This is a genomic window from Sneathiella marina (assembly GCF_023746535.1).
Lineage (GTDB): Bacteria > Pseudomonadota > Alphaproteobacteria > Sneathiellales > Sneathiellaceae > Sneathiella > Sneathiella marina.
Genome location: NZ_CP098747.1, coordinates 3,740,190 through 3,753,874, shown reverse-complemented (window position 1 = coordinate 3,753,874; position 13,685 = coordinate 3,740,190). Strand labels below are relative to the sequence as shown.

The following is a 13,685-nucleotide window of genomic DNA, read 5'->3' as shown; positions in this document are numbered from 1 at the left end:
TAAGTTGGGTCAACTGCGAACCTCTTCCTTATCTGCAATTTCTAAGCGGGATCGAATCAGGCTGAAAACATATTTGTTAAATTCCCCGCCAACAATGACAAACGTGCGCAGGTTCGTCCACCACGCCTGTAAATCCAGTGTGGCGCTTTTAACAGGATATGCAAACAACGCTGTATCAGGCATTTTGCGCCTGAGTTCGACCAGGCTGCGGGGCATATGATAGGCGCTGGTGACGACCAAAACTTCCTTAATATTGTGATTTTTTGCCCATAACGCGGTTTCTTCCGCATTTCCTTCCGTGTTTCGAGCGATCCGGCCCAGATCAACACAACAATCCATTAGACTGCTGCTTTGGCCGGTTGCCTGTCGCAAGGTTTCCCGCGTTACCTTTGCGTTTACACCGGAAACCAGCAATCTGGCGCCGGGTTCTTCCTTCAGCAAGTCAAAACCTGCCTTTAACCGGTTCGGCGTGCCGGTCAAAACGACTATCCCATCGACTTTTTGCGGCAAGGATGGCGCAGTAATTTGAATATCATGAATAAATGTCAGAAACCCGCCCAACCAAAAACAGCCGCAGATGAAAATCACTTTAATCAAACTCTTGAAAATCAAACTCATAAAATTAAAACCTCTCCTCAAGCACGTAGTCTACTGCTTGTTCAAGGTCGCGCGCAACCGAGACGGGAAGGAGATGCGGCGCCAATCCTGCTCGTTGTGTTCGCTGGCCTTTGCCGGTTTGCACAAGGACCCGATGGCATCCAGCAACGAAGGCCGCTTCCATATCTCCTGGACTATCGCCGATCAGCACTGTTTCGCCTGAAGCCTGCCTAAATCTATCCATCGCTTTCAGCATCATTCCCGGGCCGGGTTTTCGCATTTGTGTCGCGGCCCATGGTGCATCGGGCGCGACAAATATTGCGTCGAGATGGGCTTTTACAGCCCTCAAGTTATCGTGGAGTTTACTGTGGATAGCCGTCAGCTGGTCTTCCGTAATTATACCCCGGCCGATACAAGACTGGTTGGTGACAACGGCTACCAGATGACCGGCATTGTTCAGTCTTGCAATCGCTTCCAGGGAGCCGGGAATAAATACCAGCTCTTCCGGTGACTTGACGAAATCTGCCCGATCTTCATTTATGACACCGTCTCTATCCAAAAGTATGAGCATTTTACATCATCCGGCTGAGAGATTTCAGAACAACGGTTCTGACTGTATATCTGGTTAACAAAGCGACCAGAAAGGGAAGTATGGCGAGAGACACAAAGCCGAAAATTCCGAGATTCAGGGGCGGCAACATAGACGCTTCCAATGATCCGACAAGAAAATTAAAAATAAACATGACAATAATGGCGGTTATAAGTCCGGGAAGTGCGCCGAGAAAGCTCAGACGGGAGAAGTAATTCTGGAATTGCTCTGCAATATATCGATCTTGTGCGCCGATAAGGTGCAACACTTGTATGACATCTGAATGCATAGTCAGGCCGGTTCGGACCGCAAATATAACAATAATCACAGTGACTAAACCTATCAATAGCATGACAGCGAACGCGAGAAGCTGAACAGACCGGCCCAGCACAATCATCTTATCCAGCCATGGCCGATGCGTATCCAGCTTAGCACCCGAAACCGCCTTGGAGAGTTTATCGTTGAGTGCCTGCAAGTCCAGCGCGCCATCATCCTCCACAATGACTTCGATGAGCCGTGGTACGGGGAGTTGGGCAATGGCTGCGCTTTTGCCGAGAAAGGGTTCCAGGAGCTTCAAAGTTTCATTCAATTCGATTGCGCGAACAGATGTTATTCCGGGCGTTTCGGACAGCAATTTAACGGCGGCATCCACTTTTGCATCCAGATCCACTCCCGCTTCATAGGCAATCTCGGCGGTCAGGTTTTCTGTCAGCGTTTCGGACCAATCGTTGATCGCGCCGCTTAACGACGAAATCCCGCCAATAGCAAGGGCCGCTAGAAAAATCATAGCGGAGATTACAACCGGTAAATACCGGCTGGAGACATCCTTTTCCAGTTGCAATTCTGCGGATTTACCAAAAATTTGTATCATGTGTCAGTCTCGTCGAAACGCTCGGGGATATTGGCGGCGCTACGTGAGGACAGGAGGCCATCTCTTAAATACATCACGGGATTTCCGAATCTTTGTATCATGTCCAAATCATGGGTGGCGACCACAACCGTTGTCCCAATCTTATTGAGCTCCTGGAACAACCGCATCAAGCGCAGGCCCATTTCCGCATCCATACTTCCCGTTGGCTCATCGGCAATCAGCAATTGAGGACGGTTTATGATGGCTCGGGCAATGGCAACCCGCTGTTTTTCACCGCCAGACAATGTCGGTGGCTTGGCATCCACTTGATTTCCCAGGCCAACCCACTCGAGCAATTCTGCCACATGCTGATATATCTGGCTATCAACTGCGCCGGCAATTTTTAACGGCAGGGCGACATTGTCGATTGCAGACAAGTGATCCAACAGCCGGAACTCCTGATAAACGACACCAATTTTTCGCCGAAATGCGGGCAGATCGTCGCGCTCCAGTGTGGAGACTTCCCGATCGAACAAGGTCACGAGACCACGGCTGGGCCGATGGGAGAGCGCCAGCAATTTCAACAGAGAACTTTTCCCGGCACCGGTAGGGCCGGTTAGGAAGTGAAAGGATCCGGGACGCAAATGAAAACTGATATCACGTAAAACTTCCGGCCCCATGCCATACCGCATGCCTACATTTTCAAATCTGACCAATCAATCCTCCGCAAAAAGCTGAAATGACGATAAACTAAGATAGATTTATCAGCCAGTCTTGTGCATGTCTAAGCAAACGCCTATAAAAAAGAAAGTTTAAACAGTAGGCTGATTACTCTGGGCAATGATATTAACTTGTTCAACATGTTCAACGCGGTATTCAATAGACCCGATTTCGATCGGTTCGGAAGGCCGTGCTGTTAAATGCGCAAAATGTGGGCATAAGTGGCGGGAGTTTCCGCCCGGCGATATGCCGAAAACTGTGCCGGCAGATTTACCTGAAGAGAAAACCATGGCTGAAATGGCGCCGGCAGGCGGCCAGGAAGGGTTGAGCATTGAGCAAATGACGACGCCCCAGTCACCGGTGCGCGCAGCGGCGTCAGGAAAAAAAGGAAAGAGGCTCGGCTGGCTGATTCTCTTACTGGTCCTTATCGGGATCGGAGTTATCGCATTTTATGGACGCAATTACGTTGTTCAGATTTGGCCGGGAAGTGCTGCTCTTTACCAGTCCTTAAAAATAGATGTTGAAACCACGAATACACTCGGTTTGGAAATCCATGATTTGACAACGAAAACAGTGTTGCAAAATGGTGTCACAACTTTGACAGTTACCGGTGTAATAAAAAACGTGACGGATTTAACCCAGCCATTGCCCCGTGTAAGTGTCGCACTTATTAACGCGGATGATCAGCATGTTTACAGTTGGACCACAACTGTTGAAGAGCGTGAGGTCCAACCGTGGGGGCAGGTGGTGTTTTCCACAAGTATGAACCAACCGCCTGAAGAAGCGAAAAATGTCAAAGTGGATCTCATCGAGATCGGGAAATAGCAAAAGCTAAGATATTACCTGCGGAATACCGCGATATTTTAGCGTAAGAAGAGAGCGGGAGTTGGAATGGCAGATTCGAAGCCACAAATTGAAATTTTGTTTTCAAGCGCTGATATTGCAAAGCGCAACGAGGATCTAGCGGAAGAAATCGCAAATGATCTGGGCGAAGACATACTTGTCATTGCTGTATTGAAAGGCAGTTTCGTGTTCGCTGCCGATCTTATCCGTTCATTACATCATGCAGGAGTTCAGCCTCAAATCGACTTTATGGCGCTTTCCTCTTACGGGGACAAAACAATCAGCAGCGGAACGGTTGTCATCACGCGCGATATCGTCGATACCGTAAAAGGTCGCAAGGTACTGTTGATCGACGATATTCTGGAATCCGGACGAACCATGGATTTCGCAAAAAATGACCTTTTATCCCGCGGTGCTGAAACAGTAAAAACCTGCTTGATGCTCGATAAAAAGGGAAAGCGCGTAAATGATTTTGAAGCAGACTTTGTTGGCTTCGATTGCCCGGACCTGTTTGTCATTGGTTATGGGCTGGATTATGCTCATTATTACCGGGAGCTTCCTTATATCGGGTATATCGTTCAGAATTGATTGAGGTAACGAAATGGCGCGCATTTTAGTTGCAGAAGATGAAGGCGCTCTTCGGGAATTTGTGAGCCGTGCTTTAACCCATCATGGTCACGAAGTCAGTGTCGCGGAAGACGGCGCCGTTGCCCTGGATATGCTGGCGAAAGACCCAACTTTTGACCTCCTCCTGACAGATATCATGATGCCCATTATGGACGGTATTGCATTGGCGTTGAAAGTCACAAAAGAAAATCCGAAACTGAAGATATTGATGATGACCGGATATGCGGCGGAGAGGCAGCGTGCGCATAATTTGGACAGCTTAATCCACGATGTGATTGCAAAACCTTTTACATTATCAGAAATTTGCGAAAAGGTGGATGAAGCTTTGGCCAGTGCTGCCCCAGCTGCCGGGGCGGTAACGACACGCGATGAAGGTCTTGTTACCAAGGAATGATCGGCGGTCCTGTAATTTTTGGGGAATGATCAAAAATTTGCGTGAAAATGAAGAAGAAGGCACTATTCAGGATCGGTTTTCCCGGACTTGCCGTATTTACGTTCCTCTGGCGCTAAAGGAAAATAGCTGTGCCTCAACTCCCGTCTATGATTGTAAGAATTGTTGTTCCTGAATTGACTGTTGTGGACGACAGCCGATCATGATTAAGTTATTGGACCGGAGATAATGTAATACGGAAATATAATGGATCATCAATCGATTGTCGCACAGCTTGCACGCGCTAAAACACGGGGGGAGCATATCGATTTAGATGTCTCCGCCCTACCACTCAGCATTGACGATAGTTATGACCTGCAAGCCGAATATATGGCGCAAGTAGCCTGGCCGGTTCGAGGATGGAAAGTTGGTGCAACATCTAAAGCGGGACAGGAAGCTCTTCAAATTGAAGAACCCATTGCAGGCCCGATTTTTGAGCCTTGCATGTATGCGTCCGGGGAAACCGTTAAAACACCGAAAAATGCCATGCGCGTACTGGAACCAGAGTTTGCATTCTTGATGGCACGTGATTTACGGCCCAAGGAGCATGAGTATTCCGTGCCTGAAGTTTGTGCGGCGATTGCGGGTGTGGCCGGGGCCGTCGAAATAGTCGATTCTCGTTTTGATCGACAATTTGGTGTCGGGATAGCATGGACGATTGCAGATGGAAGTGCCAATCACGCCTTTATTCCGGGAGAGTTGCAGGAAGATTGGCGGGCATTGGATTTGCAGTCCCAATCCACACGACTATCCATTAATGGAGATATTGTCGCAGAGGGGAATGGCGGAAATGTTATAGGTGGGCCGCTTAATATTCTGTGTTGGCTTTGTAATCATCTTATTTCCCGGGATTTGCACTTGAAGGCTGGCGATTGGGTTTCGACCGGTTTGACGACAAAAGTTGTCGCAGGAAATTCCGGCGATCTTGTTGTCGCGGATTTCTCGAATTTGGGGACCGTTTCTATCCGTCTTGAATAATAGAAGCGGATTGAATTTCCCCTCGTATCACTTGAAGTGAAATAGGGTTAATAAAATCCCACTATTCTCTTATCCGGTTTATTTTTGTTAAGGATTTTGGGTTATTTTAACATCCAATTCTCGCATTTATTGCGAAAACCGGAGATGGATGTTGACCCTAGAGCGAATATTCCTTGTCATCGCACTTTGGCTCGTGTGTTTTATTGTGCTGCCCTTACAAATGGGTGACAGCTCACGAAATTTTGAGCCCAATGGACCGGATTCCTACATGCGGCTGGAACGTGTGAATATTCTGGCAGAAACCGGGAATTGGTATGACAACAAAATAGAGCGGGCGGGCGCCGGGGAGGGGGCTGACATTCACTGGACGCGCCCCATGGATGTTTTGATCATGACCCTTGCAGCACCTATCCGGCCATTTATGAGCGATAGAGCTGCATTCGAATTGGCTGGAATTTTTATGCCGGCTTTGATGTCGTTGCTCCTCGTCATACTTGTACTTTGGGCCATAATGCCCTTAATGCAGACCCAGAATCTATTGCTGGTGGCTTTGCTCATCGCCGCACAACCGGCGTTACATAGTTATTTAGGGATCGGCAGGATAGATCATCATGCGGTTCTCGCGGCGCTTATGGCCGCAGTCTTGGGCTGCCTGGTTCGCGCCAGCAATCCAACATTTTCGGCAAAATTCGCTTTATTGGCAGGCATATTGACCGGATTGGGAATATGGATCAGCTTGGAGTTTTTGATTGTTTACGTTCCATTGACAATCGGCCTGGGCATTTGCTGGTTGATTTGGGGCAAGCCGTGGCGTTTGGCCAATCGTAATTTCGCAATCGGAGTTTTGGGGCTTTGTGCGATTGGTTTGATTCTCGACACACCTTTTTCTGAGTTTCTGGCTGACCGCTACGATCGACTGACAGTCGCCCAGCTATTTCTCGTTGCCTGCCCTGTTTTGTTCTGGACGGTCTGCGCGAAATTCTTGGACAACACCGATCAACTGGTAAGGCGTTGTTTCGGAACAATAGCATTCGGAGTGGTGAGTTTTTCAATCATAGCAATCTTCTTACCGGACTTGTTTATAGGCCCGATGGCTGAGGCTGATCCGCGAATAAACCCCATTTGGCATGACAAGGTTTCTGAAATGACCCCTTTGTTCATAAGCGGTAAGCTGGTCACCCTTTATTGCTTATTGCCCATGGCCGGAATTGTTTATGGCGGTCTAATCCTTTTTGGTAGATTGCCGTCGGAACGCCGACAAGTTTGGGTGTGGATAACGTTGCTGTTAATTTGCACTGGTGCCCTTGCTTTAGCGCATATTCGTGCGAGCCTCTATCTCACCGTCGTGGCTGTCTTTGCAGCGGGTCCATTGATCGACAATCTTATAACATGGGTAAATGAAAAATTCGCGGGTTGGAGGAAGGGCATGAGCGGTTTTTTCGTGAGAGGTATCTTCATAGTTGGCCCATTTTGCTTAGCGATACTTGTCGGAAATATAACAAAAGCATTTGAAACCAAGGAGGCTGAGGCTTCCATCGAAGGTGACACCGAAAAATGTGATATCTTTGATATCACGGCTTTCTTAACTGACAAGGATTTCATTGGCGGTCGAAATAACCTCAGGTTCACCAATAACATAGATCGTGGGCCAGAACTCATGTATCGAACCCAGCATCATTTTCTAGCCGTGCCGTACCACAGGAATGGAGATGCAATTTTCGATTCTTATTCTCTGCTTACAGCGACAGAATATAAGGTAAGTGAATCTTTGCTGTTAAAATATGACATTGACTATATTTTACTATGTCCCAATGCTGCAGAGCGTTGGTACTATCAAGAGGCGGAGGATGCGTCTATATTCTATACTCGGTTGCTATCAGGGAACTTGCCGCCTGAATTGTCAGAAGTAAAGGTGCCAAAGCCCTGGCGGTTATTTGAATATAAGGCTTTAAAACAGTGAACCAAAGTGAAGCTATCAGTAAGGAGGGTATGACATCGGCGGGTATCGATGGGCTGGTGATGCCTTCTATTGCGGTGATGATTCCGTGTTTCAATGAAGAGAAAACCATTTCAACGGTGGTTGAAGATTTTAAAAAGGCCTTGCCTCACGCCCGCATTGTCGTCTGCGATAATGTTTCAACTGATCAAACCAGCAATAAGGCGCGTGCGGCAGGTGCTGACGTTATATTTGAATCCATGCCTGGAAAAGGAAATGCCGTTCGACGGCTGTTTTCAGATATAGAAGCCGATGTATATGTCATGGTTGATGGGGATGCGACTTATGAGGCCGCAGTTGCCCCTAAGCTTGTCTCTCACCTTTTAGAACAACGCCTTGATATGGTTTGCGGAAAACGTGAAGCGTCGATGGATTCGGCTTACAGAAAGGGCCATGTGCTGGGCAACAAAATGTTCACCGCACTAGTCGCTGGCGTTTTTGGGCGAAGGTTTGATGATATACTAACGGGATACCGGGTGTTCTCAAGAAGGTTTGTAAAATCCTTTCCAATACTGTCCGAAGGTTTTGAAATTGAGACGGAGCTTACAATTCACGCACTTGAGTTGAATATGCCGGTTGCCGAAATATCCAGTATTTACCTTGAACGCCCGGAAGGCTCCGACAGTAAATTGAACACAATTTCGGATGGTTTGAAAATCTCGAAACTGATTGTGAAATTGATAAAGGACGAGCGCCCGATGACTTTTTTCGGATGGCTGTTCCTTGTCTTTTCGGCAACCTCTCTAATTTTGTCCTTTCCATTGGCAATCACCTATCTGGAAACAGGTCTTGTGCCGCGACTGCCGACGGCTGTGCTTTCCAGCGCTTCTATGCTGCTGTCTTTTTTGTTTCTGGCTTGCGGATTTATTCTGGATTCCGTCACAAGAAGCAGGCGGGAAAGGAAACGTATTGCTTATCTTTCAATTGGGGGACCCGCCTCAATTGATGCTGGGCAGGTACCCAACTTACCTGAAGAAGCAAATGATCACCTTGCCTAAGAAACATCCTGGTCACAAAATTGGAGAAGCAGATTGGATATAACCAAAGACGCGCTAATCCTAATTATGCCTTTTATTCTGTCGGCTGGGCAAATTCTCTTCAAACTTTCAAGCAAAGACGTTGCAGCACTGGATGTAAGTTCAATCCTGAAGTTATCCATGAACGGTTATTTTATTGTAGCGCTGGTGCTATATGCAATCGCCACCATTTTATGGGTGTATATTCTAAAACATTTCCCGTTGAACAAGGCTTATTTATTTATGGGTCTGAGCTTTATCATCGTCCCGCTGATGAGCTACATCTTCTTGAAAGAACCCTTAAGTTTGAGGTATCTGGCCGGAGCCGCCTGTATTGTTTTTGGAATTTGGCTCGCGCGCGCCGCTTAATTGGCGCAGCTAAATTCCGCCGGAAATCTGATAGAATACAGCGAACCCGGCAATCGCGATTGCTACACCATAAGGTAATTGTAGCCCTTGCGAATTGGACGCCATAAGCATTGGTGCGGGCCTTTTCAAAATCCGGGTAAATATCCAATCTATGCTGCTGGACACCGCCGGGTTTTTGGCAAGAATCGCAGGTAGCACATACAGAACCGCTAAAAGTCCACCTCCGACACCAGTGATTAATAGGAGCAAAATAAGATGGTCGGGACCGGCCCAAAGTGCCAGGGCTGCGAGCAATTTGACATCTCCGCCCCCGAGCCAGCCAAAAGAAAATATTACTATGCCCACGACGAGGACGCCCGCACCTGTCAAAAGATGCCACGGCATATCCGACCATGCTGAGGTATAAACGCAATGCATCAAATACAGTGCGGCTATGATGAGTGGTAATAGATTTGGGATGCGCCGGGAAAATAAATCCCAGATAGCTGCAAGTAAAACCAAACCGCCAGCCGACATCATCAGAACAGGCATGATATTCCTTTTTCTACAATCCGCATTTCATAGCAATGGTAAGAATTGTAGGCAGTAGAAGTTAGGATACGGTTAATAAATGATGAAATTCTGCGATGGAACAAGGGAAAAATTCGATGTTCCGAGGCGTCGAGCTTGGGGCACCGTTCAAGAAGAAAGTAGCCTGAGCGTTGGGGCTAACGGGTCGCCTCAATTTTCGATTTTCCCAGCTTCTCTTCCCGAGCTGCGGATTCCTTTTCTTGCTTAAGGTGCCGTTCCCAGAATTCGCCGACGGTCGCGAGATGTCGGTTTAATATTTTTTTACCGGAAACATAGTCTCTGTCCTTCAAGGAATTATATAGCTTCAGATGGTCCTGATGCGATCGTTTGCATTGCTCCAAGGACTTGAAAAAGACCTTCCGGCGATCTTTCGATGTCAGATAAAAAGAATTGACCACGCGCAAATACACCTGATTATGCGCAGCCTCGACAAGAGCGAGATGGAAAATTGCATCATATTCAGCAATCAATTCACAATTTTCGATATTTTCTTCGCAGAACGTAAGGATTTCACGCAATTTTTGAAGATCTTCTTCTGTACTCCTTTCGCAGGCCAGGCGAAAGCTTTCGATTTCCAGAATTCGTCGTGTCTCAACGAAACCTGCCACTTCTTCACTCAGCAAAGGGACTCCCGCATCTTGGAACATCACCATCGCATCAACACTGGTATCGCGCGATAACTCTTGCAAGTAAATACCAGAGTTGGGGCGGCGTTCGACCACCCGCATGATTTCAAGAGCTGTCAGAGCTTCCCGCACAGAATTACGGCTGGCGTTGAACTTGGTGCATAAATCCCTTTCAGAGGGTAAGCGATCACCAGGTTGCAGCCGATGGTACCTAATATAAGGCAGCAATTCCGCGACAATTCTTTTTACTTCCGCCTGGTTCATAGCCTCTTCCCAAATTGTTCTCGTTACCTATTGTGATCGGAGATAGACACCGTATCCCCACGCCGAAGCCAGGGCCAGGATGACCACTATGACAAAAACTATGACAACGATCATACCACTCTTGGCAATATCACGGTATTTGTTTCCAGCAACACAAAATGGCACCAAATTGAATGCCAAGCCACCCACGACGACAGAAATACAGCCTATAGTGAATAGCGCTTGGCTGAAGGGTTGAAATATTGAAACCAGAGCCAGCAGGCAAAATCCGATAATACCATATTCAAGCCGCCGTGCTTGTTTAGTCGTCATGCCTTTTTCAGAAACATCACTCATGACAATACCAACCTTTCTGACTGGTCGAAAACCAGATTTTGGTCTGGTCTGCTGACAATTCTCACGCGATCACCAACGGAGACTTTTTCAGTTCTATTGATTACCACTCGAATGTCCGTGTCTCCGGCAAGCGTGTGAATAAGCGTTTCAGCGCCCATAGGTTCAATCAAATCTACCTCTACGGCGATACCGACATTCGTCTCCGTTGTTTCCAATTTAAAGGCCCGGGGGCGAATTCCTATGGTGACAGCTGATCCCGGAGAAAGGTTAGCAACAGCTGGATCGACTTTCAGGCTGATCTGCTGACCGCAAAGCTCAAAGGTTGCAATCCCGTCTGAATAGGTCCGCAAGATGCCCGGTAGGAGGTTCATTGACGGTGTCCCAATGAAGCCGGCAACAAACAAATTGGCTGGCTGTGTAAAAATTTCGTGCGGTGTTGCAATTTGCTCGATATTGCCTTGACGCATCACAGCAATCCGATCCGCCATGGTCAATGCCTCCAACTGATCATGTGTTACAATAACCGTTGCTTTGGACAGGCTGTTGAGGATTTCCTTGATTTCACCGCGCATGGTTTGCCGTAAAGTCACATCAAGGCGGCTGAGCGGTTCATCAAACAGAAAACAGTTTGGGTCGCGCACAATCGCCCGTGCTACCGCGACGCGCTGTTTTTCTCCTTCACCCAGTTGTCCGGGTGTGCGATTCAGAACGTCCTGCAATTGCAGAGCACGCGCAACCTCCATGACACGCACCTTAATCTCTTCGGCACTAGAGCTTTCTGACCGCAAGGGAAACGCGATATTCTCTGCTACCGTTAAAGTCGGATATAAGGCATAAAACTGGAATACCATGGAGATATCTCTCTCCGAAGGTGACAAATCGTTGGCGAGGTTCCCGCCAATATAGACATCTCCTTCAGTTTCTTGCTCCAACCCAGCTATCATGCGTAAAGTGGTCGTCTTACCACATCCTGACGGGCCGAGAAGGCATAACACCTCGCCCTCCTCGATCGTCATATCGACAGCATTGACGGCGACGAGATCGCCAAATCGTTTCGTCAGGTTTTCAACTCTAATAGAACCCATTTTTTACGCCTTACTTTTTAACTGTACCGAAGGTGACGCCGCGCAGTAGATGGTTCTGCAAAGCATAAGTGACGATGAACACAGGTATCAGGAACAGAGTGATGATTGCGGCAAGCAATCCCCAGTCGACGCCAAGCTGACCGCCCATGGAACGGGCCATGGCCACAGGTACCGTCCGGGTATCACTGCCCGTCAACAGTAATGCAAACAGAAATTCGTTCCAGGTCAGGATCAGTGCAAAGACAGACGTTGCGGCCAAACCGGCCTTCAACTGCGGAATACATATCTTGAAGAAGACCTTCCATTCACTGGCACCTTCCAGCCGCGCGGCATCCTCCACATCTGTGGACAGCTCATCGAAGAAGCTTTTCATCATCCAGACACTGAATGCCAGATTGAACATGGCGTAGAGCAAAATAATCCCGATGTAGCTGCCGCTGAGTCCCGTGATGCGGAACATCAGAAATATTGGCACAATCACAACGATCGGTGGCAGCATACGTGTCGTCAGGATGACAAACAGATAGGTATCATTTCCTTTAAGCGGATAACGAGAGAAGCCATAAGCCGCCATTGTTCCGACGATCAGAGCCAATAGCACACCGGCACCCGCAATAAAAATCGAATTAAAGAAAAACAATCCCATACCGGTCGACAACTGTTCACCATCTGTCGTCACTCGATAAAATACACGAAGGAAATTATCGAGTGTCGGCGTAAACAGGAAGGACGGCGGTGTTGCCAACGCATCTTGACGTGTCTTGAAAGCGGTCAGGATAATCCACAATACCGGGAAGAAATAAATCAGACCTATGATTGTGCAAATAACCGTATGGCCCCAACCAGCTTCCCGAATTGCCCGTTTTTTCTTAGCCCTGCCAAACATATTCAGGCCTCCTGCTCACGACGGTTTACAAAATAGAGGTAAAGGTTTGTCAACACGATCACCACAAAGAGCAATATGTATGAAAGCGCAGATGACTGACTGGTTTTGAAGAACTGGAAGGCCATGCGGTATACATAGACCGCTATGGTCTCTGTCGAAGACCCCGGTCCTCCGGCAGTGATAATGTAAACCACATCAAATAATTTAAACGTCTCAATCGTACGGAATAGAAGCGCGAGCAATAACAGACCTTTAACATAAGGAAATGTAACAGTCTTAAATCGTTCCCACGTACTTGCACGATCAATTTCTGCGGCTTCATATAAATAGTTAGGGACACTGACCAGGCCCGCCAGCACCAAAAGCATCACAAACGGTGTCCACATCCAGGCATCCGCAATCACAATACCAAGAATCGCTCCCCATTTGGTCGCCAATAGTGCCAGTGGCTCACCGGTGAAGACCATGAAGGCCTGGCTAATGAGGCCAAAAGTTGGTTCGTAGAACAGTTTAAAGAACACGCCAACAGCTACAAATGACAACATCATTGGTGTCAGGATCAGCATGAGGATTTCACGGCGCATTGGAAATTTCTTGGAAAATAAGATCGCCAGCGCAAACCCTATGATCATCTGAACCAAAACGCTCAAACTAACAATGAGCGCGGTGGTTTGGAAACGCTCCCAAACGACGGGGTCAGTTAGGACTTTCTCATAATAATATAAACCGGCAAACCGGGGAGGCTTCATGGAAGAAGCTTTATAGTGAAAAAAGCTCAATCCAAATGACCACATCAGCGGAAAGATATTCATGACAAACAACAGCAATATGGCAGGTGTCACGAGCATCGGCCCCCGGCGCTTGGGGTCCATTAGCCAATCCATAAATCCACGCATTAAAATA

Annotated in this window: 17 protein-coding genes and 1 pseudogene; 8 read left to right on the top strand and 10 right to left on the bottom strand. The window is 47.7% G+C overall.

What is annotated here, in order from left to right:
- Positions 1 to 9: 9 nt before the first annotated feature.
- Genes NBZ79_RS18095 through ftsE form a run of 4 tightly spaced genes read right to left on the bottom strand, consistent with a single transcriptional unit; the run spans position 10 to position 2,752 of the window.
- Complete coding sequence (locus NBZ79_RS18095) at positions 10 to 618, bottom strand: YdcF family protein (RefSeq protein ID WP_251934057.1); 609 nt, start codon at positions 616 to 618, stop codon at positions 10 to 12.
- 4 nt (positions 619 to 622) lie between these two features.
- Positions 623 to 1,168 carry a D-glycero-alpha-D-manno-heptose-1,7-bisphosphate 7-phosphatase gene (locus tag NBZ79_RS18090; RefSeq protein ID WP_251934056.1) on the bottom strand — a complete coding sequence of 182 codons (546 nt, stop codon included), beginning with the start codon at positions 1,166 to 1,168 and terminating at the stop codon, positions 623 to 625.
- A 1-nt stretch (position 1,169) separates the two neighbouring features.
- Entirely contained in the window at positions 1,170 to 2,057 is an 888-nt protein-coding gene (locus NBZ79_RS18085; protein ID WP_251934055.1) for a cell division protein FtsX, read from the bottom strand.
- A complete protein-coding gene (gene ftsE, locus NBZ79_RS18080) occupies positions 2,054 to 2,752 on the bottom strand; it encodes a cell division ATP-binding protein FtsE (protein WP_251934054.1) in 699 nt (232 codons plus the stop codon). Before ftsE ends, NBZ79_RS18085 begins: the two co-directional genes overlap by 4 nt.
- Positions 2,753 to 2,876: 124 nt before the next feature.
- On the opposite strand from ftsE, the pseudogene NBZ79_RS19770 reads away from it, so the two are divergent.
- The 8 genes and pseudogenes from NBZ79_RS19770 to NBZ79_RS18045 form a co-directional block, all read left to right on the top strand.
- Positions 2,877 to 2,933, top strand: a pseudogene (locus tag NBZ79_RS19770) (hypothetical protein); the annotation flags it as partial.
- A 69-nt stretch (positions 2,934 to 3,002) separates the two neighbouring features.
- Positions 3,003 to 3,581 carry a DUF3426 domain-containing protein gene (locus tag NBZ79_RS18075; protein WP_251934053.1) on the top strand — a complete coding sequence of 193 codons (579 nt, stop codon included), beginning with the start codon at positions 3,003 to 3,005 and terminating at the stop codon, positions 3,579 to 3,581.
- A 66-nt stretch (positions 3,582 to 3,647) separates the two neighbouring features.
- The gene (gene hpt, locus NBZ79_RS18070) at positions 3,648 to 4,187 is read left to right on the top strand and encodes a hypoxanthine phosphoribosyltransferase (RefSeq protein ID WP_251934052.1); all 540 of its coding nucleotides are present in this window, start codon (positions 3,648 to 3,650) and stop codon (positions 4,185 to 4,187) included.
- 13 nt (positions 4,188 to 4,200) lie between these two features.
- A complete protein-coding gene (locus NBZ79_RS18065) occupies positions 4,201 to 4,620 on the top strand; it encodes a response regulator (protein WP_251934051.1) in 420 nt (139 codons plus the stop codon).
- A gap of 243 nt (positions 4,621 to 4,863) precedes the next feature.
- Complete coding sequence (locus NBZ79_RS18060) at positions 4,864 to 5,634, top strand: 2-keto-4-pentenoate hydratase (protein ID WP_251934050.1); 771 nt, start codon at positions 4,864 to 4,866, stop codon at positions 5,632 to 5,634.
- A 148-nt stretch (positions 5,635 to 5,782) separates the two neighbouring features.
- Entirely contained in the window at positions 5,783 to 7,594 is a 1,812-nt protein-coding gene (locus NBZ79_RS18055; protein ID WP_251934049.1) for a hypothetical protein, read from the top strand.
- Positions 7,591 to 8,628: a glycosyltransferase family 2 protein gene (locus tag NBZ79_RS18050; RefSeq protein WP_251934048.1), complete on the top strand. Its 1,038-nt coding sequence runs from the start codon at positions 7,591 to 7,593 to the stop codon at positions 8,626 to 8,628. Before NBZ79_RS18055 ends, NBZ79_RS18050 begins: the two co-directional genes overlap by 4 nt.
- A 33-nt stretch (positions 8,629 to 8,661) precedes the next feature.
- Positions 8,662 to 9,015: an EamA family transporter gene (locus NBZ79_RS18045; protein ID WP_251934047.1), complete on the top strand. Its 354-nt coding sequence runs from the start codon at positions 8,662 to 8,664 to the stop codon at positions 9,013 to 9,015.
- Between the two features lie 9 nt (positions 9,016 to 9,024).
- Here NBZ79_RS18045 and NBZ79_RS18040 read toward each other — a convergent pair whose 3' ends face one another.
- The 6 genes from NBZ79_RS18040 to NBZ79_RS18015 form a co-directional block, all read right to left on the bottom strand.
- Positions 9,025 to 9,546, bottom strand: a complete 522-nt coding sequence (locus tag NBZ79_RS18040; protein WP_251934046.1) for an A24 family peptidase — start codon at positions 9,544 to 9,546, stop codon at positions 9,025 to 9,027.
- A 176-nt stretch (positions 9,547 to 9,722) separates the two neighbouring features.
- Positions 9,723 to 10,475 (bottom strand): FadR/GntR family transcriptional regulator, encoded by a 753-nt coding sequence (locus tag NBZ79_RS18035; protein ID WP_251934045.1) that lies wholly within the window; start codon positions 10,473 to 10,475, stop codon positions 9,723 to 9,725.
- 27 nt (positions 10,476 to 10,502) lie between these two features.
- A complete protein-coding gene (locus NBZ79_RS18030; RefSeq protein WP_251934044.1) occupies positions 10,503 to 10,811 on the bottom strand; it encodes a hypothetical protein in 309 nt (102 codons plus the stop codon).
- On the bottom strand, positions 10,808 to 11,896 hold the full coding sequence (locus tag NBZ79_RS18025) for an ABC transporter ATP-binding protein (protein ID WP_251934043.1): 1,089 nt from the start codon (positions 11,894 to 11,896) through the stop codon (positions 10,808 to 10,810). Before NBZ79_RS18025 ends, NBZ79_RS18030 begins: the two co-directional genes overlap by 4 nt.
- Positions 11,897 to 11,906: 10 nt before the next feature.
- Positions 11,907 to 12,782, bottom strand: coding sequence for a carbohydrate ABC transporter permease (locus NBZ79_RS18020; RefSeq protein ID WP_251934042.1), 876 nt, complete (start codon positions 12,780 to 12,782; stop codon positions 11,907 to 11,909).
- A gap of 2 nt (positions 12,783 to 12,784) precedes the next feature.
- Positions 12,785 to 13,678 carry a carbohydrate ABC transporter permease gene (locus tag NBZ79_RS18015; protein WP_251934041.1) on the bottom strand — a complete coding sequence of 298 codons (894 nt, stop codon included), beginning with the start codon at positions 13,676 to 13,678 and terminating at the stop codon, positions 12,785 to 12,787.
- Between the last annotated feature and the right edge of the window lie 7 nt (positions 13,679 to 13,685).

What these genes read in the sequence shown, in the direction of transcription:
- NBZ79_RS18055 (WP_251934049.1), top strand. Translation starts at nt 5,783, where the DNA reads ATGTTGACCCTAGAGCGAATATTCCTTGTCATCGCACTTTGGCTCGTG.
- NBZ79_RS18035 (WP_251934045.1), bottom strand. Translation starts at nt 10,475, where the DNA reads ATGAACCAGGCGGAAGTAAAAAGAATTGTCGCGGAATTGCTGCCTTAT.
- NBZ79_RS18065 (WP_251934051.1), top strand. Translation starts at nt 4,201, where the DNA reads ATGGCGCGCATTTTAGTTGCAGAAGATGAAGGCGCTCTTCGGGAATTT.
- hpt (WP_251934052.1), top strand. Translation starts at nt 3,648, where the DNA reads ATGGCAGATTCGAAGCCACAAATTGAAATTTTGTTTTCAAGCGCTGAT.
- NBZ79_RS18030 (WP_251934044.1), bottom strand. Translation starts at nt 10,811, where the DNA reads ATGAGTGATGTTTCTGAAAAAGGCATGACGACTAAACAAGCACGGCGG.
- NBZ79_RS18020 (WP_251934042.1), bottom strand. Translation starts at nt 12,782, where the DNA reads ATGTTTGGCAGGGCTAAGAAAAAACGGGCAATTCGGGAAGCTGGTTGG.
- NBZ79_RS18085 (WP_251934055.1), bottom strand. Translation starts at nt 2,057, where the DNA reads ATGATACAAATTTTTGGTAAATCCGCAGAATTGCAACTGGAAAAGGAT.
- NBZ79_RS18095 (WP_251934057.1), bottom strand. Translation starts at nt 618, where the DNA reads ATGAGTTTGATTTTCAAGAGTTTGATTAAAGTGATTTTCATCTGCGGC.
- NBZ79_RS18060 (WP_251934050.1), top strand. Translation starts at nt 4,864, where the DNA reads ATGGATCATCAATCGATTGTCGCACAGCTTGCACGCGCTAAAACACGG.
- NBZ79_RS18040 (WP_251934046.1), bottom strand. Translation starts at nt 9,546, where the DNA reads ATGCCTGTTCTGATGATGTCGGCTGGCGGTTTGGTTTTACTTGCAGCT.
- NBZ79_RS18025 (WP_251934043.1), bottom strand. Translation starts at nt 11,896, where the DNA reads ATGGGTTCTATTAGAGTTGAAAACCTGACGAAACGATTTGGCGATCTC.
- NBZ79_RS18090 (WP_251934056.1), bottom strand. Translation starts at nt 1,168, where the DNA reads ATGCTCATACTTTTGGATAGAGACGGTGTCATAAATGAAGATCGGGCA.
- NBZ79_RS18015 (WP_251934041.1), bottom strand. Translation starts at nt 13,678, where the DNA reads ATGCGTGGATTTATGGATTGGCTAATGGACCCCAAGCGCCGGGGGCCG.
- NBZ79_RS18075 (WP_251934053.1), top strand. Translation starts at nt 3,003, where the DNA reads ATGCCGAAAACTGTGCCGGCAGATTTACCTGAAGAGAAAACCATGGCT.